Genomic DNA, 26,347 nt, shown 5'->3' with positions numbered 1-26,347 from the left:
TCCCTACCTACAGTAAGCTTTCCGCCAATCCTGGAACACGTACTCCTCTTTCCCTCGTTAACTTTTTAAATTCCTCTGTCAATTGTTTCGTTACACTTCCTGGTTTCCCATCTCCAATTTCTCTTGAATCAACTTTTACAACAGGAATTAATTCTGCTGCCGTTCCCGTTAAAAATACTTCATCTGCTACATATACGTCATGGCGAGTAAATGGCCTTTCCTCACATGGAATATGAAGTCGCTCACATAGCTCAATAACACTATTTCTTGTAATACCTTCTAATGCTCCTAAATAGGATGGCGGGGTTAATACTTTTCCATCTTTCACAACGAAAACATTATCTCCAGATCCTTCACAAACATATCCTTGTTGATTTAACATAAGAGCCTCTAGCACTCCTGCTTGTGCCGCTTCAATTTTTACAAGTACGTTATTTAAGTAGTTCATTGACTTAATACGTGGGTCTAAAGCATCTGGCGTATTACGTCTTGATGCAACAGATACAACGCTTAATCCATTATCGTAAAATTCCTGTGGGAATAACTTTAATTGTTCTGCAATGATAATAACGCTCGGTTTCACACAACTTCTCGGATCGAGCCCTAAGTCCCCTTTTCCTCTTGAAACAATTAACCGAATATAAGCATCTGCATACTCATTTTTTTGAAGTGTCTGTAAAACTGCTTCTTCCATTTCGTCAACCGTCAGCGGGATTGTAAGTAAAATAGATTTTGCCGATTCATATAATCGTTTTACATGTTCTTTTAAACAAAATACATTTCCACCGTAACTACGAATCCCTTCAAATACACCGTCTCCGTATAAAAAACCATGATCATATACTGAAACAACTGCCTTTTCTTTTTCTACAAATTCCCCATTCATATAAATGTACTGATTTCCCATCTCACATCGCTCCTCTTTTTTTCTCTCTATTTTTGCAATCTATTTCTATATCGATTGCTGAGATGAGTATTTTTAACAGAATATTCAGTATATAAACTTTAAAAATATACTCGTCTCAACAATCGATTACATACATACTTATAGCAATCCATTGCTGAGACGAGGGAATCGTGGTACCACTCAGCTTCCTTACACTTCTCACGAAATGTAAGCTCTGCAAGTCCAATTAGACTTTTGTTTTTCTATCGGAAACAACCCCGCTACTTTTTACTAGTTTTCAAAAGTAGTGCTCCGAGGTGATCTTCAATGATGACATTGTTACCACCCTCACAGCATCTGGGTAGCTCTCTGAAACAATTTTTATCATTTACTCTCCTCTTCTACGCATTCTCTTATTTTTAAAAATAAAAACTCTCGCCTCAGCAATCAACTACTACAATTTAGTAGCTTTGATTGCTGAGGCGAGAGTTTCGCGTTACCACTCAGCTTCCTTATACTTCTCACGAAATATAAGCTCTGTAGGTCCAATTAGACCCCCGTCCTTTTACCGGAGACGATGCCGTCGCCCTCTACTCAGTTTCCCTTTCGCAAGCGATGCTCCGAGGTGATCTTCAATGACTCGATTGTTACTACTCTCACAGCCTTGGAGTAGCTCTCTGAAACGATCATAATCATCTACTTTCCTCTTCTTTGCATATACAACATATAAAGTTAGAAAATTCTTAATTAACTTTCATTTGTTAAACGTATTATAGGACGTTGTTCTTTTCATTGTCAACATGTTTTTTTGATTTTTTTTAATACTACATATATTTTCGAATCTTTTTTATTGCGCAATAAAACTTTTTATATAATACTATATAAAACATATATATTTAGGAGGATTACAACAATGTCCGAAATAACATACGAACTCGCAACCTTCGCAGGCGGTTGCTTTTGGTGCATGGTAAAGCCGTTTGATGAACTTCCTGGTATTCATAAAGTACTTTCTGGCTATGCAGGTGGTCATGTAGAAAACCCAACATATGAACAAGTAAAAGCGGGTACATCTGGTCATTTAGAAGTTGTACAAATTACATTTGATCCTTCTATTTTCCCATATGAAAAATTACTGGATTTATATTGGCCACAAATCGATCCAACTGATGATGGCGGACAATTTTTTGACCGTGGTCCATCTTATCGCACCGCTATTTTTTATCATAATGAAATGCAAAAAGAACTTGCTGAAAAATCAAAACAAACTCTTGCGGAAAGCGGTATGTTTAAAGAGCCAATCGTAACTGAAATTCGCCCGGCTGCACCTTTTTATGAGGCTGAAGAATACCATCAACATTTCTATAAAAAAAATCCAGAGAAATATGCTACTGAGCAAAAAGAATCTGGCCGTGCAGATTTTATAAAAGAAAATTGGCAAAAAAAATAATAAAAATGCATCGTACCTTTTAAGTACGATGCATTTTTATCTTTGAAAAAAGTACCATACAATGATAAAAACAACAGCTGTTAATGTCCAAAGTATTATCTCATTTTTAGTTTTATTCTTTTTATTAGTCATTTTATTTTCTCCTTATAGCTATTTAACATATTCAAGATTTCCTTTGTTTCATTGTCCACCTTATATACGTGAATACATCCTTACAAATTCTTATAACAAGACCACCAACGATTCCGATTGTAATTGAAATTACTAACATCTGTACAAAACTAAGAGTAGTTGTGTATGTTATGTAGATAACAATACATATAAGTAAAACATCCGGTAAAGAAAGTAAAAACTTTTTAAACATTTCTTTAGCTCTCCTATGTTTTATTTATAAATTATATCTTTTAAAAAAGAAATCTATTACCGTTTCTTAAATAAAAAACCTCCAGTTTAAGCACTAGAGGTTTTCCATTTTATTTCTTCAATCTCTCAATAAAATCCTGTAATTTATCAAGTGATTTCATATTCTGATTACAGGCCACGGCATCTTTGCAAATATAGTTTCCCTTTTTCACGAAAGTTCCTGGTATATCACCTTTAATTTCAACTAAAAACATCCCTACCTCTTCATGTCCGTGACATAAAGAACAAATGCTCTTTTTATTTAAGCTTTGGAACGTTCCTTGCAGACCAACAAACTTATTTTTATCATTTTTTGCTATAATAAATTTCCTGCTTGATCCTTTATCAATCCAGCTTAAATAAGATATTTCTTTCATATCTATTTCTTCCATATCAGGCAGTTTTAACTTTTTCGCTTTAGGAAATAGTTTTTTTAATGTTTGCGCTGTAACTTCCTGAAACGGAATGACGTACGGATTTATTTTCATTAAAAACGATTCTGCATCTTCTCTATTTTGAACTGTTAATACCGTATCGATTAACTCTTTCTGCTCATCCGTTAAATTCTCAAATACATGTATTATTTTTTCAATTGCTAATGATTTTAACGCTTGAATGACACCTCTATCATTTGCCGTTGCGTGCCCATTCGCTAAAATATAAGCTTGTGATTTTATAAAATTATATTGATCACTTCTAATAAAAGCTTCCATCTTTATCACTCCATACAAATTATTGATCTAATCTTATTGTATACAATGATTTAGCTTTTTGGTATGTAAAAGATAACTTAGAAACGAATATTACATACATCGATTATATTTTACCGCTCCATTTCCTGACAAAAGAAGCCATCATCTGTTTTCCATTCCGCATATAACACGTCTTCAAATTTAGTAATTCCTTTTTGCTTTATTTGCTTATACAGCCATCCTTCATCAAAGCCCGCTTCTCTCAAATTATCTTTCACTACTTTTCCATCACTAATTAATGAAATTGGTAAGTATACAGGCTTATGTTTTAAACTTAAATCATTTATAGTGGGAGATTCGTATTTACTTTTTTTCAGAACACTTATATTTCCGTTAGGTTCTAATATCATATATTCAACTTCTCGGATTGAAAATATATCTTTTTGTTGCCTAAGCATTTGTTGTAATTGGTTAATGTCCAAATGATTTACACTTAATTGTTCACGATCAATCTTTCCATTACGAATAATAATGGAAGGATATCCTTCAAAAAACCTTCTTGTTCCTCTTATTTTTTGCGTTATCACTTCTATTGTATAAATTAAAATTACCCATACAAATACTGAATATAAAATAGACCACACTTTAATTTTAGGATCATATATTGAATTTCCAACGAGCTCACCAAGAACAATAGCAGAAATAAAATCAAATGGCGTCAGCTGAGATATTTGTGTTTTCCCTAATATTTTTGTAGCAATTAATAGAACAAAGAAACCAATTAAAAGCTCTATCGTTATTTGTCCAATATGATTCATATATGCTCACCTTTCTGCTTTTCACTCAAATGTTCTATTTAGTAAAAAAACGACATATTTTTCTATTATCTTTCCCATTCATAAGCTATATATCCAATAGATACAAAGCAAAAAAGAGTCTAGTTCAAAATAATATTTGAACTAGACTCTTTTTTTCATTTAGAATACACAATCTTTTTAATCGTTTCTCCGGAAAGAAAATACTCTTCTGCAAGTTGATGAATAGCAATTCCACTTTTAAACGCTTCTTTAATGGCTTTGTTTCTTTCATCTAACTGTTTTCTTCCTCCAGATCGTGTTCCCCATTTATAATGTTTCGTTTCTTGTTTTGGAATGTAAATTGTTTCACCTTGTATATACTTTTGAATTTCAGTAATTAAACTCTCTGGTAAAACTGCCTTAGCTTTTACGTATTTCATTTCTGCTCGCCCCTTATTTTTTATGGTTCATTTCAATAAGGTGCAAAGCCAAATACAAAAAATGATACAAGCTCATTTTGGCGATGAATTGTATATTACCTGTCTACCTCACGCAAAGTATCGCCATTTCCATACTTGGCTTTGCATGAGACGCTGCAGTGTCTGGCAATTGAATTATAATCGCCATGTAAACACCTCCTAATATACCTTTTTCATTACATTATATGATAAATTCCTTCCCCTTGCATCCACATCCTTTTTAAAGCATGAAATTACTTAGTTTGATATAATACTTTTTAGTCCAATCAAAAACTATAGTGAGGTTGCTTTATGAAAAAGAAAATAATCATTACAATCATTACATTATTCATTATTACTGTAGCATTATTCGGAACATACAAATTGATGAATGCAAGAAGCTTTCAATTATTTGGAGATTTAACAAATCGAGTAGAAACAAATGAAAAGGTGATTGCTTTAACTTTTGATGATGGCCCTACTAACAATGTAAAACAAATATTACCGCTACTAGATACATACAATGCAAAAGCTACTTTCTTTTTAATTGGAAATGAATTAGAGAAAAACCTATCGTTAGGAGAATCTATCGTACAATCTGGACACCAAGTTGGAAACCATACATATTCTCATAACAGAATGGTTTTTAAAACACCTTCTTTTATTAAAGAAGAAATAGAAAAAACGAATGCATTAATCCGCCAAACAGGATTTACAGGCGCCATTGATTTTAGACCACCTAACGGGAAAAAGCTAATTGGTCTGCCCTATTATTTAAATAAAAACAATATCGAAACAATCACCTGGGACCTTGAACCTGATACTTTTTATAAATCTGCTGCTGATAAAATTGAATATGTTAATAAAAATGTAAAACCAGGTTCTATCATTTTACTGCACTCTATGTATGATGAGTCTAATGAAAGTTTACAGACCATTGAAGGTATTTTAGACTCTTTATCTAAGAAGGGCTATCAGTTCGTAACAGTAAACGAACTACAAAAAAGAACAAAGTAAGAAAGGTAGCGTATCATACAATGATACGCTACCTTTTTGTTTAAATAATGCCAAGTACATTTAAGAATACGATAATAATCGCAATTGGTGCGATGAAGCGAAGTAAGAATAACCATAATACGAATAATTTATAGCCTTTATTTTTACTTACACCAAGCTCTTTCATTAATACATCTTTCTTCATTTTTAAAGGAACAAAGATAGAAACTAATAAAACACCAAGTGGCATTAATACGTTACTAACTGCATAATCCGCTAAATCAAAGACTGTCTTTCCGAAAATCTTCAGATCGCTTAATATACCAAATGACAATGCTGATGGTACTCCTACAACGAAGATTAATAAACCTACGATTAAAGCCATTTTTTCACGTTTCCCTTTACCTTTTGCAGTTAAAGATGCCACGCTAATTTCTAACATCGAAATCGCTGATGTAATAGTAGCAAAGAAGAATAGTAGTAAGAAAACGATGAAGAAGAATTTTCCGAATGCCATTTTACTAAAAATAGCTGGCAGTACGATAAATAATAGTCCCGGTCCTTGAGATGGTTCCATTCCAAATGCGAACACTACTGGGAAAATTGCAAGTCCTGCAAGTAATGTAATCACAAGCGTTAAAGCTACGATAGAAAATGCTGAACGCGGTAAACTTTCCTCTTTCGGTAAGTATGAGCTATACGTTACCATTACTGCTACTCCGACTGATAGTGAGAAGAACGATTGTCCCATCGCATATAAAATAACTTCTGATGTTACATGTGAGAAATCAGGTTGTAAGAAGAAACGAACCCCTTCTCCTGCACCATCTAACGTAAGTGCACGAACGATTAATACAAAGAATAAAACGAATAGTGCTGGCATGAAATATTTATTTACTTTTTCAACACCATTTTGTACACCTTTACTTACGATAAAAATAGTAATAAGGATGAATAATAGCTGTGATCCTACTGCTAAATACGGATTGGAAATGATTTCACCAAACGTAGCTTCGTATGCGCCATTTCCTTCCCATAGTCTACCTGTAATTGCATTCCATAAATATAATAAAATCCAGCCTCCTACAACACTGTAGAAAGAAAGTAATATGAAACAAGTTACAATCCCTAATTTCCCTAACCATGGCCATAATGTTTTTGGTGCGATTTCTCTATACGCATCAACAGCCTCTTTTTGTGTACTTCTTCCGATAACGAATTCAGCTAATAATAGCGGTAAACCAATTAATAATGTGAAACCGATGAAAATAAGGAAGAACGCGCCGCCCCCTCCAATTCCGGCCATATACGGGAACTTCCAAATAGCCCCTAGACCAATTGCTGAACCTGCCGCAGCTAATACGAAACCTAATTTCGATGTCCATTGCTGTGAATTCATTTGTTAATCTCCTCTCTTTATCTTTTTCTGTTTTACAATTCGGTATTTATATTGTTCTATCCACACTCTTTTCTAATACGTTCACTTCCTCTCTACTAATAAAAAACGCCCCTACGTAAATACGTAGGGACGACAAAAATATCGCGGTACCACCCTAGTTATGAAGATACACCAAAGTTAGGACCTAAATAAAAAACGTCCCTACGCAAATACGTAGGGACGATAAATTATCGCGGTACCACCCTAGTTATGAAGCCACAACAAAGTAAGACCTAAATAAAAAACGTCCCTACGTAAATACGTAGGGACGATAAATATCGCGGTACCACCCTAGTTGTGAAACAATCTTCACCACTTTATTTGATAACGGTATAAACTACCGTCTTTCATTTCCTCATAATGTGAGATTTATGAAAGATGCTCCAGGACGAACTTCATGAATAATCTATATACTGATTCACACCAACCATCAGCTCTCTGTAATAGGGAGATATTCACTACTATACCCTTTCATTGCCCAAATATTATTTTCCGAATTGATTACTATCATTTTTATCACACATTAAAAATAGTGTCAACTTATATTTTGAATTTTTACGTATTACATTCTATTTGAAAATGTAAAATATGACTTTTAAGTGGATAATATTAGAATATTTATGTTCCATACTATATTAACTACTCTAACAGGTTTATAGTAATATACGATAAACGTAAGACAGCACGAGTAGGAGGAAAGAATTTTGTCTACTTCAAAAGTTTTAAAAGGAACTGCTTTATTAAGCGGCGCAACAATGATTTCACGTATATTAGGTTTTATATACTTCTTCCCTTTTCAACTATTAGTCGGAACACAAGGGGTCGCTTTATATGGATATGCATACTCTTGGTACGGAATTTTATTAAGCTTTTCAACTGCCGGTATCCCTATTGCCGTTTCCAAATTCGTTGCAAAGCATAATGCGCTTGGTGATTATAGTACAAGCAAAAAATTATACAACTCTAGCGTAAAATTAATGTTGTTTATGGGATTTTTAGGGTTTTTAGTTTTATTTATTGGAGCACCCTACATATCACAATTTATTATTCGCTCGAAAACGCCAGATCCACAATTTATCTCTGACGTAACACTTACGATGCGAGCATTAAGTTTCGCACTTATTCTCGTACCAGCAATGAGTGTGACACGTGGTTATTTCCAAGGATTTCAACATATGAAACCAAGCGCTGTTTCTCAAGTCGTAGAACAAATTGCACGCGTTGTTTTCATTTTAGTTGGTAGCTTTATCGTCTCAAAACTATTAGGAGGTTCCGTAGCCTCTTCTGTTGCAGTTGCTACGTTTGGAGCTGTTATCGGAGCACTTGCAAGCGTCTCTATTTTAATGATGTACTGGAAAAAATATAATGGGTTAAAACCTCCCGAAGGTGAATTAAAATCAAGAGCATCCAATATTCCATTAAAAAATATTTATATAGAATTACTTCGATATGCCATCCCAATTGTATTTGTCGGCATCGCAATTCCACTCTACACGTTAGTAGATCAATATACTGTAGCTGATGTCCTTAGAGCGATGGGAGAGCCGTTAGAAACAGCAAATGCAGTTTTCGCTTATATAACGAACTATGCCCAAAAGTTAATTATGATTCCAGCTTCACTTGCAACTGGATTCTCCTTAACGATCATTCCGGCTATAACGAAATCTTATACAAGCGGGAAATTAGAAGAATTACAAGAACAAATTTCAAAGATATTTCAAGTCTTGTTATTCTTCACAATCCCGGCTGCATTTGGTCTTGCTAGCATCGCTTACGATGCATTCCGCATGGTTTATGTAAATCCTGAAATCGCACTTGGTGGATCACAATATTTAATTTCATTCGCACCGTCTGCTATATTAAGTGCGATTTTCACAGTTTCAGCAGCTATTTTACAAGGAATCGATTATCAACGAAAAACAATGATTGCATTCTCAGCCGGAATTCTCGTTAAAGTTGTAGTAAATACACCGCTCTTACATTTATTTGGCGGACACGGTGCTGTACTTGGAACCATTCTTGGATACCTCGTTTCCAATAGTATTATGTTGTACTGCATCGTTAAGTTTGTGAAATTTAAAATTGGTGAGACAGCAAAAACAGTATTTCTTATTACAATTTACTCCGCAGCAATGTCTGCTGTTGTGATGGCATTAAAATCAATTTTAACATGGTTAATTCCTGGACAAACTTATATGGAATCACTTCTCATTGTCGTTATATGTGGCGCTGTAGGAGGGCTTGTTTACCTTTTATTCGTATTAACAAGTGGACTTGCTTCACATATTCTCGGTGATAGAATTCAACGCTTACCTATACTGGGGAAATTAGTAAAATAAAAAACAAAGAGATGTAACAAGGGTTACATCTCTTTGTTTTTTATTTCGCATATTGAATACGCTTTTGCTGTTCAGCGATATGTAATTCTGGAGCATGGTGTTCTACTAACTGTAATAGCTCCTCGATTAACACTTCTAACTCCTGTACACTATACTCCGGTTTCCCTATTAAAGCATTCGCCATACGCTCATATAAGTTTTCAGGCTTAATAATCATTCGTTCCACATTATATGGCATCCATTTAAACGCCGGGTGATGTACATACATTTTATTCAAACCAAATAAGACACCAAATATATTCCTTTGTGCTTCACAAATAACATCATATAGCATAAGCCAGTCTTTTCGTTTTAAAAGTGCCTCTCGATTATGCCAGCGATTGCTTAACCAAAGATTTTCTGAAATCATCCGTTTCGCTAGATTTTCTGGATATGCTACCACTCTATCTTTTAATGCATGTACTTTCTCTTCTCCATACAAACTAACACCGTCATGCACGGATGATACAATACATTGTTTTTCATAACTTATATCATATTGATCCACCACATCCGAAATCACTTTCTCTACTGTTTCTGTTAAAAAGTTACTAATCTCTAATTTAATTCCTTCTTTCGTCAAATACGTTTCCGACCATTCTTCTTCCTCATAAGGATGATATGACAAAATTGTTCCACCAATATAGTTAATAGGCCCTTTACGATCCTCATTCTCTGGTGGCATTGACCATAAAATATGTAGTTCTATATCTGAATGTTCATCTTCTAGCTTTCTAGCTACTGAACCGGCTAAAATAATAGCCTCCACTTTTGGGTTCTTCCTATAAATCCCTGACATTTCTATTGCTTTCTCTTTTAATCCCACTTCATTTCCCCCTATAATTGCATTACAGCCTTACTTCTTTTATTTATTTCGATATTACACATTTTATTCCCTTTTCAAAGTTCCACTACATCATATTTCTACCCAATAACGTTGTACAATTTCCCCAGTATGAGAAGAAACTACTTCATTTTCTAACACACCGCCAACCTTTTGAATCGTTTTAGCCGAAGCGATATTAGCTTTATCACAAGTTATTAACACTTTCTGCAATCCTAATTTTTGTGCTTCATCCAACGCAAATTGTAGTTGTTTTGTAGCGTAACCTTGGCGACGTTTATTTGGATGGACACTATATCCAATATGACCACTTTCCCGCAATAATTCTGAGTTTAGTCGATGTCTAATATTTACAAAACCTATAAGTTCCCCTTTTTCAAAACTTAAAAATTGGCTAGACGGTACTCGATTACCTTGTAAGTTTTCTCCCGCTTCTTGTATACTCACTTTTTCAAACCATTCATCGAGAGAATCAAAATTTTGTAAAGAACTACTGCCGTGTGGTTGTTCATCAGCATGTAAAAACGCATCGCGATACTCCATAATTTGTTTGCTATATTCATATGTTGGTTTTAATAGTTTCATTGTGCTTCTCCTCTCTAAATAACCTACAACAAACCCCTTAATAGCTCTCTTTCACCATTAAGGGGTTTCTATCATTTTCATTCAAATAATCCCATACTCAAATAACGCTCACCTGTATCAGGTGCAATACATAAAACTTTTTTACCAGCACCTAATCGTTTCGCAATCATAATCGCTGCGTAAACAGAAGCACCAGAAGACGGCCCAACTAATAACCCCTCTTGTCTAGCTAAGTTTCTCATTGTCGTTAAAGCCTCTTCGTCTGCAATTTGAATAATTTCGTTATACACCTCTGTATTTAAGTTTTTTGGGATAAACCCTGGACTTGTTCCTACTAGTTTATGAGGACCCGGAACACCTCCCGATAGTACGGGAGATCCTTTCGGTTCTACTACTGCGATATATAAGTTTGGTAGTTTCTCTTTTAACGTTTCTCCAGTCCCTGTAATAGTTCCACCCGTTCCAGCAGTTGCTACGAATGCATCAAGCTTTCCATCCATTTGTTCATAAATTTCAAGTGCAGTTGTATAACGATGAATATTCGGGTTTGCTGGATTTTCAAATTGTTGCGGAATAAAACTATTTGGAATTTTCTCTTGCAATTCTAACGCCTTCGCAATTGCTCCTGGCATTCTTTGTTCTGCCGGTGTTAAAACTACTTCTGCACCGTATGCTTTCAATAAATTTATACGCTCTTTTGACATATTGTCCGGCATAATTAAAATCGCTTTATATCCTTTCGCAGCCGCGTTCATCGCTAAACCAATTCCTGTATTACCACTTGTTGGCTCAATAATTGTATCTCCTGGTTTGATAAGACCATTCTCTTCTGCAACGTGCAATAAATTATAGGCAGCACGGTCTTTCACACTGCGTGATGGATTAAACATTTCTAGTTTTACATACACATCTGCTGCGTCTTCTGGAATAAATTTAGATAAACGGACGACAGGTGTATCTCCTATTAATTCTGTAACATTTTCACATAATTTCATAGTGCATCCCCTATTCTATCGTTTTCTTATCACTTGGTAATAACCAAGAAGTAAGTCCAATTAATGGTAGACAACTACATAGTAACATAATGAATTGTAGACTATATATGTCAGCCAATTTCCCAAGAACTACAGAGCCTAAAGCGCCGAGTCCAAACGCAAGCCCTACAATTAATCCAGATACCATTCCTACTTTTCCAGGAACAAGCTCTTGCGCATATACAACAATTACACTAAAACTACTTGAACTAATAAAACCGATACATAAAAATAGCGGTATGACCCATACGAGCGAAACGTGGGGTAATAAAAGTGCAAGTGGGGCTGAACCTAGCATTGAAAATACAATAATTGTTTTCTTTCCAAATCGATCTGCTAATGGACCACCAAAGAAGGTTCCTAACACACCAGCAATCATAAATGCGAATACGAAATACTGAGCATTTTTTATCGATAAACCGTAATGCTCAATTAAGTAAAATTGATAAAAGTTCCCAATACCAGCACCGTACCAAGATCGTACAAAAGTAAGAAAAACAAGAAGTAAAATAACAAATTTAATATGTGTACTTACAATCGCATTTTCCGCCTCAAGCGCAGCCCTCTTTTTTCTCCTCACAGCGCCAGTCGCTAATTCATTCCTATACCAATTTGATACGAAAATTAATAATACAATTCCTACCGCCGCAAAGGCCGTAAAACCTAAAGAACCAATTTGTCCAAGCGGAACGAAAATTAACGCTGTAAAAATAGGAGCTAGAGAATTACCTGTATTTCCTCCCACTTGATAAATCGCTTGCGCTAAACCTCGTTTCGTCCCTGCTGCCATATAAGCAACTCGGGCGCCTTCTGGATGAAAGACTGCAGAACCCAATCCGATAAATAAAACAGAAATAATAACAATAATAAAGTTCGGTGCAAACGCGAGTCCAATCATCCCAAGCATACTCGAAAACATTCCGAGCGGTAATAAAAATGGTGACGGTTTCTTATCCGAATACATACCAAAAACCGGCTGCATAATCGATGATGTCATATTTAACGCAAACGCAATCCACCCTACTTGCATATAGGATAAATTCATCGTTTTTTCCAAAATAGGAAACAACGCGGGCACAACTGCTTGCATCGAATCATTTAAAAAATGACCGAAACTAATCGCAAATAATATTCGATATATTGTCGGTGTTTCTACTCTGTTTTTTTGCGAAACTGCCTGCATATGTGTATTTCTCCTTCCTGTATAAAATATATATTTATTACAGTAGGTGTAATAAATTCTGACTTTTGAAACATTTCTATTCTATACTGGTTTCATTTCTTTTTCCAGAAATATCACCTTTTAAATAATATATTTTTTCTATATGCTTTATCGGATTTATTTATAGAAATTTTCTATATTTTCTTTTATACTAAGGCAGAGATGAAGGAAAGGATGACAACTATGAAGAAAAAAACAAAGGGAATCGTTGCACTCTCAATCACATTATCTATGTTTTTAACAGCATGTGGTCAAAAACAAGAGGCAACAACTACCGGAGAGAAGAAAAAAGAATCTTCGAAACAAGTATTAAACATTGTAGAAGCTGGGGAAATTTCTACACTTGATTCATCTATCGCAACCGATGGGTTTTCTTACGCTGCATTAAACAACGTAATGGAAGGATTATATATGCCTGGTCCTGACAATAAACCTGTTCCTGCAGCAGCTGAATCATACAAACTGAGCGAAGACGGAAAAACATATACATTTACATTACACGATTCAAAATGGTCAAATGGCGATCCAGTAACTGCCCATGATTTTGAATATGCATGGAAACGGGCCGTTAATCCAGAAACTGCTTCTGAATACGCACATATTATGTTCGATATTAAAAACGCTGAAAAAATAAATAAAAAAGAATTGCCAATTGATTCATTTGGTGTAAAGGCGATTGATAATAAAACTCTTGAAGTACAGTTAGAACACCCTGTTCCATACTTTTTAGGTTTAATGGGATTTGCAACATTTTATCCTCAAAACAAAAAGGTTGTAGAAGCACAAGGGAAAAATTACGGACTTGAAGCTGCAAATGTAGTTTATAACGGACCTTTCCAATTAAGTGAATGGAAACATGATACAAGTTATAAAATGACAAAAAACCCGAACTACTGGGATAATAAAAATGTGAAATTAAATGAAATTAATGTAAATATCGTAAAAGATACTTCAACAGCCGTTAATTTATTTGAAAGTAAACAAGTAGACCGTATTACGATCAATTCAGAGTTTGTTGATAAATATCAAAAAGATCCGAGCTTAAAGAAAATGGAACGTCCTTCTGTGACATTTTTCCGATTTAGTCAAAAGAACCCTTTATTAGCAAACAAAAATGCTCGTAAAGCTATTTCGCTTGCTTTTGATAAACAAGGAATCGCAACAACGATTTTAAACAATGGTTCTATACCTGCGAATGCATTCGTTCCAAAAGGATTCGTAAAAGGACCTGACAATAAAGATTTTCGCAGTACAAGTCATGTAAAAGTAGAAACAAATGTGAAAGAAGCTAAAACACTATGGGAAACTGCGAAAAAAGAAACAAATTTACAAAACGCTTCTCTTTCAATCATAACAACAGATGAGTCTAACGATAAAAAAATTAGTGAGTTTTTAAAAGGTGAGCTGGAGAAAAACTTACCTGGATTAAAAATCACATTACAACCACTTCCAGTAAAAGCATTTTTAGATCGTGAAGGAAATGGTGATTATGACATTTCACTTTCTACATGGGGACCAGATTATCCTGATCCTACAACATTTTTAAATATGTTCGTTACAGACGGACCGTTTAATAAGATGAGTTACTCAAACAAACAATACGACGAATTAATTGAGAAAACGAGCTCTACTTTAGTAACTGACTTACCAGCACGTTGGAAAGCGTTCCAAGATGCAGAGAAAATCTTACTTGAAGATGATGCAGCTATCGCTCCAATCTTCCAATCAGGACTTGTATATTTAGAACGCCCAACAGTAAAAGGTGTTGTTGTTCGTCCATTTGCAGGAATTTATTCTTATAAGTGGGCCTCTATTACGGAATAAGAAAAAGGCGATCCTAAAACATATTAGGATCGCCTTCTTTATTAAATTGCAAAACGCTTATACTTTTCGTAATCGCTCGTCTTACATTCCACTTCTAGTTTCGTACCTTCGTTTTCATAACTCGTAGATAGAACGTGCGCATGAGTATTGAAATAAGAAACTACCTGCCCTTGATCATACGGAATTAACATTTCACACTTCGTATACTCTTTATAAATGTGTGAGCGAATCATTTCGACAAGCTCTTTTATTCCAACATGTTTCTTCGCCGATAAATAAACACGGTCTTCTTGTACTTTCGGAATTTCAACATCTACCATATCTGATTTGTTATAAGCATAAATGGTTGGGATATTTTCTACTCCAATTTTCTTTAACGTTTCATTTGTAATATCAATTAACTGTTCATAATTTGGATTTGCGTAATCTACAACGTGAATAAGTAGGTCCGCTTCCGCTACTTCTTCTAACGTTGAACGGAATGCTTTCACAAGGTGATGTGGTAATTTACTTACAAATCCAACTGTATCTGTTAATAAGAATGATTTATTATCTGGTAAATCAATATTTCGCACAGATGTTTCTAACGTCGCGAATAACATATCTTTTTCAAACACTTGTTTTTCTTCTGTACCATTGTAAATTTCAAGCATCGCATTCATCGTCGTTGATTTTCCTGCGTTCGTATAACCTACTAATGCTACAACAGGAATTTCATTTTTCTTACGTTGTTTTCGCTGCGTTTGACGCTGCGCAACAAGAGCTTCTAAATCTTTATTTAAAACTGAAATTTGTTCTTCAATTTTACGACGATCCAACTCTAATTTCTTCTCACCGACACCTTTATTTTTCGTACCAACACCGCCGCTCTGTCTTCCTAACGATTCACGAAGACCAATTAAACGAGGCATCATATACTGAAGGTGGGCCACTTCTACTTGCAACTGCGCTTCTTTCGTTTTCGCACGTTGCGCAAAAATGTCTAAAATTAATATGGTACGGTCAATTACTTTACAATCTAAATCTGCTTCTAAATTTCGAATTTGAGAAGGCGATAATTCGTCATTAAAGATGACCATATTCGCACCTACTTCATTTACATAGGCTGCTACTTCTTCAATCTTCCCTTTTCCAATATAATGGGATGGATTTACACGTTGTAAATTTTGCGTCACTTGTCCAATTACCTCTACATCACAAGCTTCTGCAAGATTCGTTAGCTCTTCCATCGAATATGCAAAATCATCCTCATTACCTAAATTTACTCCAACTAAAACTGCTCTTTGTAATAATTCTTCCATATATTTATTCCTCCATTTCGATTACGTAAAATAAAAAACACAGGTCGCTGCCTGTGTTTTCGTAAACGGATAAGGGTTCACCAAAGAAATAGAAGAAAGTTGTGCTTTCATCCTATCTCATAGTTAAAAAGTCCCAAGATCGTATGCGTATCCACTATAAGTGTTCACCTATACAATCCCATTCTATTTATAAAGGCAAAACAAAAAGAGGGCGTATTCGTCCCTCCCTCTTTTTCACATATAAGCTTAATAAAGGGTTCCTTTAAAATAGGCAGACCAATCCCGTTCACTCTGCACACAGACAGAGCCTTTGAGCGCTATTCAATTATTGGCACAAAGTATTGAGACGTAATCTGATTAAGATCAAAGGAAGCCCCTCCGTTCATTTTAAGTTACATAAAGTGTAGCATAAGTAATTCGCTTTCACAAGGTTTAACAACCTATATCACACGAAAGAAAATCTTTATATTTTTACTTTAATCGTCATTTTTTGCGAGTTCTTCTCACGATAAAAACAATGATTAATAATAGACAAATGGAAATGATAGCAACTTGCCACCAACTGAAACCGCTCACCATCTCCCCTTTTAAATCCACTTTCTTCGTTGGAACAGACTCTTTTGCAATTTGACGTAAAGCCACTTTGTCCGCCCCTGCCTCATCTAATCTCTTCGTTCCACTACAACTATTTGTGTGTAATTGTTTTTCAGATCCTCTTTGAGAAGAATATATTAAGTACTCTCCTCCTTCCACAAAATGAAACACACAATCACCACCATTTGTATATACAATAATTTGCGAAGAATTTGTCCCTTTCCAAATTTTCTTCACTTCAAATAATACTTCAATTCCACCTCCTTCTTTCCTTCCAACCTCAATTACTTGTCCCTCAAACACTACATCGTTTTTTTGAAAAGCCTCTTCTGCTGATACGTTAATACAATCACAAGCATAAGATTTCTCTGGAAAAATAATAAAAATAAAGCTACAAATAATGACAAAAGGCAACATACGTAAAATTCTTTTCAAGGAGCCCAACTCCCTTCATTATCAATTTTAGAAACTTCTCGTATATTATTTTTACAACACTCGCTAAATTCCTCCATAGTAAGCTAAGTCGTTCAATACACTAAAAATCTATATTGACATTTTTATAACCTGGTATTAGTATCAGGTTATAAAATAAAGTTAGGAGCTGTTCCTATGAATTCTAAATCCCGTATTACTGCAATTGGTACTCATGTTCCAGAACAAATATTATCAAATCATGATTTAGAAAAAATGATCGATACGAATGATGAATGGATTGTACAAAGAACAGGAATGAAGGAAAGAAGAATCGCTAGCGAAGATGAATACGCCTCAAACTTAGCCATTAAAGCAGTTGAAAATTTATGTACAACATATAAGAAAAACTTAGAAGATGTCGACTGTATCATTGTCGCTACTACTACTGCTGATTACGTTTTCCCTAGTGTTGCTTGCCAAATACAACAATACTTCAACATACCTCATACAATGGCATTTGATTTAAATGCCACTTGCGCTGGTTTCACATATGGCTTGCACGTCGGTAATAGCTTGATTACTTCTGGATCACATAAAAAAGTACTTGTCGTAGCGACAGAGACATTATCAAAAGTTACTGATTACACCGATAGAACGACCTGCATTTTATTTGGCGATGGTGCTGGCGCTATTTTATTAGAAAGAGATGAAAACAAACCAAGCTTTATCGCGTATCACATGGGCACAAACGGTGACGGCGGAATTCACCTATACAGAACAAATTTATCTACCACTATGAATGGCACACAACTGCAAACAAATGAAAAAATCGTTCAAAATGGAAGAGAAGTATATAAATGGGCAACACGTACGGTGCCAGCAGGTATAAAAGAACTATTACATACTGCAAATATGCAAAAAGATGATATAGACTGGCTCATTCCTCATAGCGCTAACTTACGCATGATTGAATCTATTTGTGAAAAATCTCAAATTCCAATACAAAAAACATTAACGAGCGTGGAATATATGGGGAATACATCTTCTGTCTCTATTCCACTCGCTCTAGATTTAGCTAGAAAAGAAGGGAAATTAAATAACGGAGACACACTTTTACTGTACGGATTTGGTGGTGGTCTTACACATTTAGGTCTTATTGTGGAGTGGGATTTAAGTTAAATGCATGAAAAAGAGGTTCTAGTCAATAACTAGAACCTCTTCTTTAATTTCTTTCTCCTTTTCGAGACCATATCACAACAGGAATCAGCATGAAAGCTAACACTCCTCCAGCTAATGACAATGCCGCATAACTTGAATTCGCTACTACCATTCCTGACATCGCTCCACCAGAAGCTCCAGCTAACGCAATAAACACATCTATCTTCCCTTGTGTTTTTGCACGTGTGGAAGGTATAGTTGCATCAACAATTTGAGCAGTACCACTTATTAAACCGAGGTTCCACCCTAATCCAAGTAAAGACAAAGCAACGATTAATAGTATTAAAGAATCACTCGGCGCTATCGCAGCTATGACACCTGCTGCTAATAAGATTACTCCACCAGCTATACTCATCTTAGTTCTGCCAATTTTATCAATTAATATTCCTGTAACGAGAGATGGAAGATACATTGCACCTACATGAAAACCAATTACAAGACCTACTGCACTTAAAGCATGACCGTGGTGTCCCATATGAACTGGCGTCATCGTCATAATCGCAACCATCACGATTTGCGTAAGTATCATTACGATAGCTCCAACTGTAATGCCTCTTTTATTTTCTTTCGCTTCTTCTATTACCGCTTGCCCTTTATATGTATGTTCTTGTTTATATGATTCTATCATATTAGCAATAAGTAACGGATCTGGACGTAGCATAACAAAAAGGACAAGACTCGCCAGTATAAACGCCGCCGCTGATAATATGAATGGGCCAGCAAGTTCAGGAATTCCAATTGAATGAGCAAACCTTCCCATTACACCTACTAAATTTGGACCTGCGACTGCACCAAAAGTCGTCATTACCATCGTAATACTAATGGCAGTTGCTCTTTGCTTCTTATTCGCTAAATCCGTTCCAGCATAACGCGCTTGTAAATTTGTAGCTGTGCCCGCGCCATATATGAGTAAAGAAACTAGTAAAAGAATAATACTATTTATTAAAGCTGCCAATACAACTCCAATAGCCCCTAGTCCACCTACTATAAAACCCGCTGCAAGCCCTACGCGGCGACCATACTTTTGCGATAACTTCCCAACAAAGAAAGCCGCTATCGCAGATCCCATCGTAAACATAGCAGCCGGTAAACCTGCAAATGCATCTGTCCCAAGCATTTGCTGCGCAAGAAGTGCACCTACTGTAATCCCAGCAGCTAACCCAGCTCCGCCGAACATTTGTGAAATACTTACGATTATTAACGTTCTTTTGTATAATTTTTGTTGCTCTTCCTCTGTATACATACGATTACTTATTAAAGCCCCCGCCTTATGTAACAATTCTTCATCCTCCCTTTAAAATTAAACCCTCTTGTTAATGTACTATGTTTAACGTTACATATTCAATGCCATTTTCCATTCTTCTCTTTCATTCTAAAAAACTTTCTAACCGAACTCGACTTCTCTCATGCTATATTAAAAATACTACCATTCACAATATGTAATCAAAAAACAAAAAACAGGCTGCTATTAGCCCGTTTTCTTTACACTTCCTCTACTACTCTTCCACTTTTCTTTTTACTCAAAACCTTTCTTTCCGAAAATAACAAACTTACTAAAGCACAAATTAAAATAATTGGCACACTCGCTTTATATAAATCTGTAAAACTCATCGCCATCTGATTCTTAGCATAATGGTTTACATCATTCGAAAATGCGAGTACTTCTTTCTTTATACTTTCCTCTTGTTTTTCAACTTCATTTGTCACTTGATTCATAACTTCTTCTCTTTTTATATCTCTATATTCTACTGGAACAGCATTTAACACTTCATCTACTTTTTGGTGAATTAATTCGTCTTTTTTCTCTTTATGTAACCCTACAAATTTTTCATTTTGATGCTTTTCTACATTCGTTTCTATACTTTGATTCTCTATTTTTTCTTTTGTCATTTGTAATATCTCCGCTTGCTGAGTATTACCTACATGAATATTACGCACCTTTTCTTCTGCATAACGATATACATTCTCTTTATTTACAGTTAAGTTGTGAGTTAAATTAGATACAAATATTGCGACCGCTAAAACAATACCTACTTGCCGCAACATTGACACGACACTTTGAGAAGCAGTTAATAATTCCCCTTCAAACGAAGAAGCACTTAAAACTGTAATTGGACCTACTACTAAACCATACCCAACACCCAATATCATACATGGAATAATAATTTCTATATTTGTTGAATTAACATCAATCATTTGCAACCAATAATAAGATAAGCCCATCACAAGAAAGCCTGATAAAATAATAGTTACTTTTCCGAGTTTTTTAATTAAAGTTGCTGCAGCTGGTGAGACAAAAAATATCATTGCTGAAATAGGTGTCACTAAAAAAGCTGCTTCAATTTCCGTTCGACCTTGTATTTTCGTCAAGAACGTCGGAAGCAATACAGTAACTCCAATTAAAAATACATTACTTAATATGACAACGATAGATGCTCCGACAAACATTCGATCTTTAAATAAATTTAAATTCACCATGGGGTTATGAATCTTTCGCTCTACTAAAACAAATAGAATAAGAGAAATAGTGCTAATTGCATAACAAAACAAAGCTATATTACTTTGCCATCCCCATGTATTACCTTTTACTAATATGAGAGTAAAAGAAAAAATTGCTGTGCTACTTAATAGCAATCCTATCCAATCTATTTTTGAGGTAATACGTTCTTCATTTTTTATTTGTAGCATAAAGCAGCATAAAATGATTCCAAGAATACAAATTGGAACATTTACGAAGAACACCCATCTCCAACCGAAATTTTGTGTAATAATTCCACCTATTACTGGACCCATCGCAGCTGATAGTCCCTGTGTTACTCCCAAAATCGCAAGTGCAACATGCCTCTTTGCTAATGGCATAGCTGATACGCCAATTACCATACTAGTTGGAAATAAAATCGCTGCACCTACACTTTGTATAAAGCGAGAAAAGATAAGAAAATCGCCCGTATTAGCAAAAGCACAAAGTACTGATCCACCACCAAAAATTATCAAACCAACAATATACATCTTTGCTTTCCCAAAAATATCAGCTATCCGTCCTAGCGGAATAGCGAGTACAGCTATTGTCATTGTATAAACATTTAATACCCAAGACATCTTTTCTAATGAAGTATTTACACTCGTTTGTATCGCTGGTAAAGCTATATTCATAATTGTCGTATCAATCATACAAAGAAATATACCTAAGCACATTAAAAAGACAATCTTAATACCCTTTGATTGTTCCATGTTCTTCTACCCCTTTATTTATTATGAACGTTTTTTCAGTCTTCCATTTTATTGTGTTCTTTTGCTTCTAGTTGCTCTAGTTTTCTTTTCAAAGTCTCTACTTGAGCACTATACGATGCGATTCCTACATCAAGTGAAATTTCCTCAACAAAAGTAATACCTTCTCTCCACTTTTCATATTTCAGACGTAGATCCGCAATGTATGCTTCTTTCCTTTCAATTTCGTCCTTAATCCATTTTTTTATCGCCTGACCATCGCTGTAATTACCGAAATACATCCTCATTAAAAAATCTGAACGTAAAACATCTTTCTCTACATCCGTTTGCATGTATTGATAAAACTCTTCACGCCCTGCATCTGTAATAAAGTACATTTTCTTATTCGGTTTCCCTTCTTGCATAACAACTTCTTTTTTTATTTTCCCCTCTTTTTCCAACTGACGTAACGTTGGATAGATCATCCCAAAACTTCCATCAAAGAAATGAGTAAATACATCTTCAAACACAATTTTAATATCATAACCAGACAATTCTTTTCCCATTAATAAACCTAAAACAACATCTCTTCCTTTCAAAATAAGACCCCCACATAGTATATAATCAATAATCATATTAACAATGTTAATATGATTATTGATTATATACCTTATTCTGTTATTTGTAAAATGTTTCTAAATAAAAAACACCCTGTAATTTTATTGTTCAAAATTACAGGGTATCTCTACTTTATATTTCATATGTAAACCTTGTACTATTTTACAACTACATCTTGATTCGTTTCAAAGTCTTCCGTCTTACCTTCTTTCATTTCATAATAATAAGAAGGCAATTCTATACCATGCTCTACAAAATAATCCTCAATTAACGAAATAATCACTTTCAACGTTTTCAAACGTGCGTATAATTTATCGTTGCTCGCGATTATTTGCCATTTTGCATTAGGCTTATTTGTTTTTTCAAACATGTCTTCCATTGCCTCAACATACTCGTCCCATTTTTCACGGTTACGCCAATCTTCATCTGTAATTTTCCATCTTTTTAAAGGATTGTTCTCTCTATCCTTAAACCTCTTTAACTGTTCATCTTTACTAATATGATAGAAAAACTTCCCGATTATATAATGATCATCTGTTAATAGTTTTTCAAAATCATTAATCTCGTCATACGCTCTCGTCCACTCTTCCTTTGTAGCAAACCCTTCAACACGCTCAACTAACACGCGGCCGTACCACGAGCGATCAAAAATAGTAATTTGCCCGTACTGAGGAAGTTTACGCCAGAAACGTTGCAAGTAATGGTATCGTTTTTCATGAGGTGCTGGTGCTCCAATTGGATTTACTTGAAACCCACGCGGATCAAGGTGTTCCGTCACTCGTTTAATCGCCCCACCTTTTCCAGCCGCATCCCAGCCTTCCATAACGAGCATAACTGCAATTTTTTCTTCTTTTACAATTTGCTGCAACGCTAATAAGCGCCTTTGATATTTTTCAAGTTTCTTATTGTACTTAGATTTCGATTCAATTCTTTTCGTTACATCTACTTTAGCAAGAACTCCATTTTCCATAAAACAAATCCCCCTTGTTGTATGACAATGTTATCTTACCATACTTTTTTGGTAATTTCTTCATAATTCTATTCCCTTTGACTTATACTTCAAATCGAGAACCGAACTGATAAATCACATCCGTACATACTTTATAGCACATCATCAACAAATGTATATTCCTATTAATATTTCAAACAAAAACAACCATCAGCTGATATATAAACAAGATAATGGTTGTTTAAAAATAAAAAGCTCTACGTGTTAACTATTCTCGATAAATATCTTCTAAAATTATATATTCATTGACTTTTCCTCACATTGATTCAACGCTACATAACAAGCTCCATATACACCAGCATCATTATGTAATGATGCTAAAGCGATTTCCACCTTATTTTGATAGATATCCATTATTTTGTCATGGAACCTTTCTTGAATTTGTTTCAAAAATGGTTCACCTTGCTCTGTAATACCTCCCCCAATAATAATTAATTCGGGGTTAAATATATAAGTAATATTTACTAAACCAGCAACAACATACTGTAGAAACTGTTCATATACATCCTTTGCCAATCGTTCTCCTCTGTACATACGTTCTATAATTTCTTCACCTGTGATTGTACCTATCTCTAGCCCTTGAATTTTTGATGCTTCTTTATACTGACGAATCAATGCCGAAGTCGATGCATATCTCTCATAACATCCCTCTCCGCCACAACTACATTTTTCTCCATTATGAACAATTATCATATGACCAAGCTCTCCTGCTAATCCTTTCACTCCCTGAAGCATTTTGCCATTTATAATGATTCCACTACCAATTCCGGTTCCAAGTGTGATTAAAACAATATGTTCTTTCCCCTGCCCTACTCCTTTCCACATTTCACCGAGACAAGCTGAACGAACATCATTTTCAATACTCGCCACATACCCTGTCTCACTATAAATGTAATCTGCTATTTTTGTACCGCTATATCCCGAAATATTGGCAGAATACAGAACTTCCCCCTTGATATTATCAATAATCCCACACGATGATACACCTACAGAATGAATTTTATAGCTCTTTTCAAACTCATATATTACTTCACAAATGCGATACAAAATTTCTTTCTTTTGATTTTGTACTGGTGTTGTTATTTTCCCTTGTTCATGTACCATTCCTTGTTCATCAATCATTGCATATTTTATAAAAGTTCCTCCAATATCAAAACAAGCAACGTACTTCCCCATATTTCTCCCCTTCCTACTTTTAGACAATTGTAATTTCATTATAGAAATTCTCTACATTTTTAAGCTGTATGTAACCTGTTATTTCCTCAGCTGCGTTAGCCATTCCACACGCCACCGAAAAACGAAGTGCATCCTTTATCCCATACCCCTTTGCGAGTGCTAACGTTATTCCTGCAACCATTGCGTCACCTGAGCCAACGGCATTGATTGTTTTTATTTCTGAAATAATTGCCCTTATGCTTTCATCTTTCGTAATAAGTATCGCTCCTTCTCTTCCAAGTGATAACAAAACATACTGCACGCCCCCCTCGCAGATTTTAGTTGCTTCCGCAATCATTTCTTCCTGTGACACACGTTTTTTTTGAAGCAACTGACAAATTTCTTGCCTGTTTGGTTTAATTAAAAATGGTTTTCCTTGTATGCCATGCAATAATGGTTCTCCACTTGTATCTAATATGAATTTTTTACCGTTTTCAGCCGCCTTTTGTGCCAACTGTTGATAAAATGAATTTGGAATACCCTTAGGTAAACTTCCCGATGCAACAATAAACTCAAAATCTTTTACTATCCTTTCATATTTTTTTATAAAAAGAGCTATTTCATCCTCTGAAATAGCTGGTCCTGCTTCTAATACTTCAGTAGCTGACGCAGATTTTTTTGTGATTAACGCTATACAATTGCGAGTTTCTTCTTTAACGGAAACAAACTCATCAATAATCGATAAATCTTTCAATCTTTTTCTTATGAACTCACCATTACTACCACCAAGTAACCCAGCTCCTGTTACTTCTTCTCCAAGCAAACGAAGTACTCTCGATACATTAATGCCTTTTCCACCCGCAGTTTTTTCATAGTCTTTCGTACGATGTATTTTGTTTAGTTTTAATTCTCCTAATTCATATCGCATATCAACAGATGGATTCAATGTAATTGTCGCAATCATAAGAATATCTCCTTACACACGATTTAAACTTTTGCACATCTTTATTTTATCTGCAACAACCCGTTTCATCGCCATAATTGCATCTGAAAAATATTTACGCGGATCATTTTCTTCTGGATGAGAATGTAGATAATGGCGTAATGCTGTTCCGAATGCAATTTTTAGCTCTGTTGCAATATTTACTTTACAAATTCCTAAACGAATCGTTTCTTGCACTAAACTGTCTGATAATCCAGATGCCCCATGTAGTACAAGAGGAATATTGACTTGCTTTCTGATATTTATTAATCTTTGTAAATCTAATTTTGGTTCCCCTTTATATAGTCCATGTGCCGTTCCAATTGCAACTGCCAATGAGTCAATATTCGTGCGTTCTACAAATTCTTTCGCTTGGTAAGGATCTGTATAAATTGAGTTTTCTACTTTTATATCTTCTTCTATTCCTGATAATTGCCCTAATTCAGCCTCTACTGTTACTCCATATTGTTTTGCATACAACGAAACTTCCTGAACAATCTGAATATTCTCTTCAAATGGATGATGCGATGCATCAATCATAACAGAGCGAACTCCTGAATCAATACAATTTTTAATATCACTTATATCCTCATGATGATCTAAATGTAGGCTAATTGGTATTTCATATTGCTTTCTCGCTGCTTCAATCATATGCAAAAGATATTCTTTTCCCATATATTTTATTGTGCCTGGTGTAGCAGCTATAATAACAGGTGACCTAAGCTCTACTGCGGATTCAATTACTGCTTTTAAAGTTTCTAAATTATGAATATTAAAAGCCGGAACCGCATAACCCTGTTCTTGTGCATTTCTCAGTATAAATTGAGTTGAAACAAGCATACT

At 35.0% G+C, this 26,347-nt stretch carries 24 protein-coding genes and 3 other annotated features; of the genes, 5 read left to right on the top strand and 19 right to left on the bottom strand.

Annotated elements, in window-relative coordinates:
* Window positions 1-7: 7 nt before the first annotated feature.
* On the bottom strand, window positions 8-907 hold the full coding sequence (gene ilvE, locus NST14_RS09450) for a branched-chain-amino-acid transaminase (RefSeq protein ID WP_000528129.1): 900 nt from the start codon (window positions 905-907) through the stop codon (window positions 8-10).
* Between the two features lie 152 nt (window positions 908-1,059).
* Window positions 1,060-1,299 (bottom strand) — a binding site (T-box leader).
* 62 nt (window positions 1,300-1,361) lie between these two features.
* Window positions 1,362-1,607 (bottom strand) — a binding site (T-box leader).
* Between the two features lie 192 nt (window positions 1,608-1,799).
* Here ilvE and msrA point away from each other — a divergent pair.
* Window positions 1,800-2,336: a peptide-methionine (S)-S-oxide reductase MsrA gene (msrA, locus tag NST14_RS09445; protein WP_073541907.1), complete on the top strand. Its 537-nt coding sequence runs from the start codon at window positions 1,800-1,802 to the stop codon at window positions 2,334-2,336.
* Between the two features lie 163 nt (window positions 2,337-2,499).
* On the opposite strand, the gene NST14_RS09440 is transcribed toward msrA, so the two are convergent.
* The 4 genes from NST14_RS09440 to NST14_RS09425 all read right to left on the bottom strand — a co-directional run bounded on the left by NST14_RS09440 (window position 2,500) and on the right by NST14_RS09425 (window position 4,667).
* Window positions 2,500-2,700 (bottom strand): hypothetical protein, encoded by a 201-nt coding sequence (locus tag NST14_RS09440; protein WP_000473064.1) that lies wholly within the window; start codon window positions 2,698-2,700, stop codon window positions 2,500-2,502.
* Between the two features lie 109 nt (window positions 2,701-2,809).
* Window positions 2,810-3,451, bottom strand: a complete 642-nt coding sequence (locus NST14_RS09435) for a FusB/FusC family EF-G-binding protein (RefSeq protein WP_000387063.1) — start codon at window positions 3,449-3,451, stop codon at window positions 2,810-2,812.
* 110 nt (window positions 3,452-3,561) lie between these two features.
* A complete protein-coding gene (locus NST14_RS09430; protein ID WP_001015532.1) occupies window positions 3,562-4,248 on the bottom strand; it encodes a DUF421 domain-containing protein in 687 nt (228 codons plus the stop codon).
* Window positions 4,249-4,403: 155 nt separating this feature from the next.
* Entirely contained in the window at window positions 4,404-4,667 is a 264-nt protein-coding gene (locus NST14_RS09425) for a CD3324 family protein (RefSeq protein WP_000878319.1), read from the bottom strand.
* A gap of 330 nt (window positions 4,668-4,997) precedes the next feature.
* Between NST14_RS09425 and NST14_RS09420 the strand changes: the two genes are divergently transcribed.
* A complete protein-coding gene (locus NST14_RS09420; protein WP_098486994.1) occupies window positions 4,998-5,702 on the top strand; it encodes a polysaccharide deacetylase family protein in 705 nt (234 codons plus the stop codon).
* Window positions 5,703-5,742: 40 nt separating this feature from the next.
* Here NST14_RS09420 and NST14_RS09415 read toward each other — a convergent pair whose 3' ends face one another.
* Entirely contained in the window at window positions 5,743-7,080 is a 1,338-nt protein-coding gene (locus NST14_RS09415; protein ID WP_001088182.1) for a sodium-dependent transporter, read from the bottom strand.
* 300 nt (window positions 7,081-7,380) lie between these two features.
* Window positions 7,381-7,603: a binding site (T-box leader), on the bottom strand.
* Window positions 7,604-7,823: 220 nt separating this feature from the next.
* Here NST14_RS09415 and NST14_RS09410 point away from each other — a divergent pair.
* Window positions 7,824-9,458 (top strand): putative polysaccharide biosynthesis protein, encoded by a 1,635-nt coding sequence (locus NST14_RS09410; RefSeq protein WP_074604044.1) that lies wholly within the window; start codon window positions 7,824-7,826, stop codon window positions 9,456-9,458.
* A 40-nt stretch (window positions 9,459-9,498) separates the two neighbouring features.
* Here the strand turns inward: NST14_RS09410 and NST14_RS09405 are convergent, their stop codons facing one another.
* From NST14_RS09405 to NST14_RS09390, 4 genes are all read right to left on the bottom strand, one after another.
* Window positions 9,499-10,323 carry a DUF4037 domain-containing protein gene (locus tag NST14_RS09405; RefSeq protein ID WP_229142987.1) on the bottom strand — a complete coding sequence of 275 codons (825 nt, stop codon included), beginning with the start codon at window positions 10,321-10,323 and terminating at the stop codon, window positions 9,499-9,501.
* 90 nt (window positions 10,324-10,413) lie between these two features.
* Window positions 10,414-10,926, bottom strand: a complete 513-nt coding sequence (locus NST14_RS09400; RefSeq protein ID WP_000771318.1) for a GNAT family N-acetyltransferase — start codon at window positions 10,924-10,926, stop codon at window positions 10,414-10,416.
* Between the two features lie 77 nt (window positions 10,927-11,003).
* Window positions 11,004-11,921 carry a cysteine synthase A gene (gene cysK, locus NST14_RS09395; RefSeq protein ID WP_000762262.1) on the bottom strand — a complete coding sequence of 306 codons (918 nt, stop codon included), beginning with the start codon at window positions 11,919-11,921 and terminating at the stop codon, window positions 11,004-11,006.
* Between the two features lie 10 nt (window positions 11,922-11,931).
* Entirely contained in the window at window positions 11,932-13,143 is a 1,212-nt protein-coding gene (locus tag NST14_RS09390) for an MFS transporter (protein ID WP_001149408.1), read from the bottom strand.
* 222 nt (window positions 13,144-13,365) lie between these two features.
* Here NST14_RS09390 and NST14_RS09385 point away from each other — a divergent pair, with 222 nt between their 5' ends.
* Window positions 13,366-15,006 carry a peptide ABC transporter substrate-binding protein gene (locus NST14_RS09385; RefSeq protein ID WP_071742600.1) on the top strand — a complete coding sequence of 547 codons (1,641 nt, stop codon included), beginning with the start codon at window positions 13,366-13,368 and terminating at the stop codon, window positions 15,004-15,006.
* 41 nt (window positions 15,007-15,047) lie between these two features.
* On the opposite strand, the gene hflX is transcribed toward NST14_RS09385, so the two are convergent.
* Together hflX and NST14_RS09375 are read right to left on the bottom strand one after the other, a co-directional pair.
* Window positions 15,048-16,307: a GTPase HflX gene (gene hflX / locus NST14_RS09380; RefSeq protein ID WP_000391886.1), complete on the bottom strand. Its 1,260-nt coding sequence runs from the start codon at window positions 16,305-16,307 to the stop codon at window positions 15,048-15,050.
* 483 nt (window positions 16,308-16,790) lie between these two features.
* A complete protein-coding gene (locus tag NST14_RS09375; RefSeq protein ID WP_000821910.1) occupies window positions 16,791-17,336 on the bottom strand; it encodes a hypothetical protein in 546 nt (181 codons plus the stop codon).
* Between the two features lie 174 nt (window positions 17,337-17,510).
* Here NST14_RS09375 and NST14_RS09370 point away from each other — a divergent pair, with 174 nt between their 5' ends.
* Entirely contained in the window at window positions 17,511-18,494 is a 984-nt protein-coding gene (locus NST14_RS09370) for a ketoacyl-ACP synthase III (RefSeq protein WP_001086306.1), read from the top strand.
* A gap of 43 nt (window positions 18,495-18,537) precedes the next feature.
* Here the strand turns inward: NST14_RS09370 and NST14_RS09365 are convergent, their stop codons facing one another.
* The 7 genes from NST14_RS09365 to NST14_RS09335 all read right to left on the bottom strand — a co-directional run bounded on the left by NST14_RS09365 (window position 18,538) and on the right by NST14_RS09335 (window position 26,344).
* Window positions 18,538-19,776 carry an MFS transporter gene (locus NST14_RS09365; RefSeq protein WP_370647152.1) on the bottom strand — a complete coding sequence of 413 codons (1,239 nt, stop codon included), beginning with the start codon at window positions 19,774-19,776 and terminating at the stop codon, window positions 18,538-18,540.
* 239 nt (window positions 19,777-20,015) lie between these two features.
* On the bottom strand, window positions 20,016-21,764 hold the full coding sequence (locus NST14_RS09360) for an MFS transporter (RefSeq protein ID WP_229142986.1): 1,749 nt from the start codon (window positions 21,762-21,764) through the stop codon (window positions 20,016-20,018).
* A gap of 35 nt (window positions 21,765-21,799) precedes the next feature.
* Window positions 21,800-22,339 (bottom strand): PadR family transcriptional regulator, encoded by a 540-nt coding sequence (locus NST14_RS09355; protein WP_061131122.1) that lies wholly within the window; start codon window positions 22,337-22,339, stop codon window positions 21,800-21,802.
* 176 nt (window positions 22,340-22,515) lie between these two features.
* Window positions 22,516-23,328, bottom strand: a complete 813-nt coding sequence (locus NST14_RS09350; RefSeq protein ID WP_049114130.1) for a polyphosphate kinase 2 family protein — start codon at window positions 23,326-23,328, stop codon at window positions 22,516-22,518.
* Between the two features lie 273 nt (window positions 23,329-23,601).
* A complete protein-coding gene (locus NST14_RS09345; protein ID WP_062822334.1) occupies window positions 23,602-24,543 on the bottom strand; it encodes an ROK family protein in 942 nt (313 codons plus the stop codon).
* Window positions 24,544-24,562: 19 nt separating this feature from the next.
* Window positions 24,563-25,486 (bottom strand): 1-phosphofructokinase, encoded by a 924-nt coding sequence (gene pfkB, locus NST14_RS09340; RefSeq protein WP_000562120.1) that lies wholly within the window; start codon window positions 25,484-25,486, stop codon window positions 24,563-24,565.
* Between the two features lie 12 nt (window positions 25,487-25,498).
* On the bottom strand, window positions 25,499-26,344 hold the full coding sequence (locus NST14_RS09335; protein ID WP_000961489.1) for a tagatose-bisphosphate aldolase subunit GatY: 846 nt from the start codon (window positions 26,342-26,344) through the stop codon (window positions 25,499-25,501).
* Window positions 26,345-26,347: the final 3 nt, after the last annotated feature.

The organism is Bacillus sp. FSL W8-0519 (assembly GCF_038005585.1).
In the GTDB taxonomy this organism is placed as follows: Bacteria; Bacillota; Bacilli; order Bacillales; family Bacillaceae_G; genus Bacillus_A; species Bacillus_A paranthracis.
This window is presented reverse-complemented; position numbering and strand designations above follow the sequence as displayed.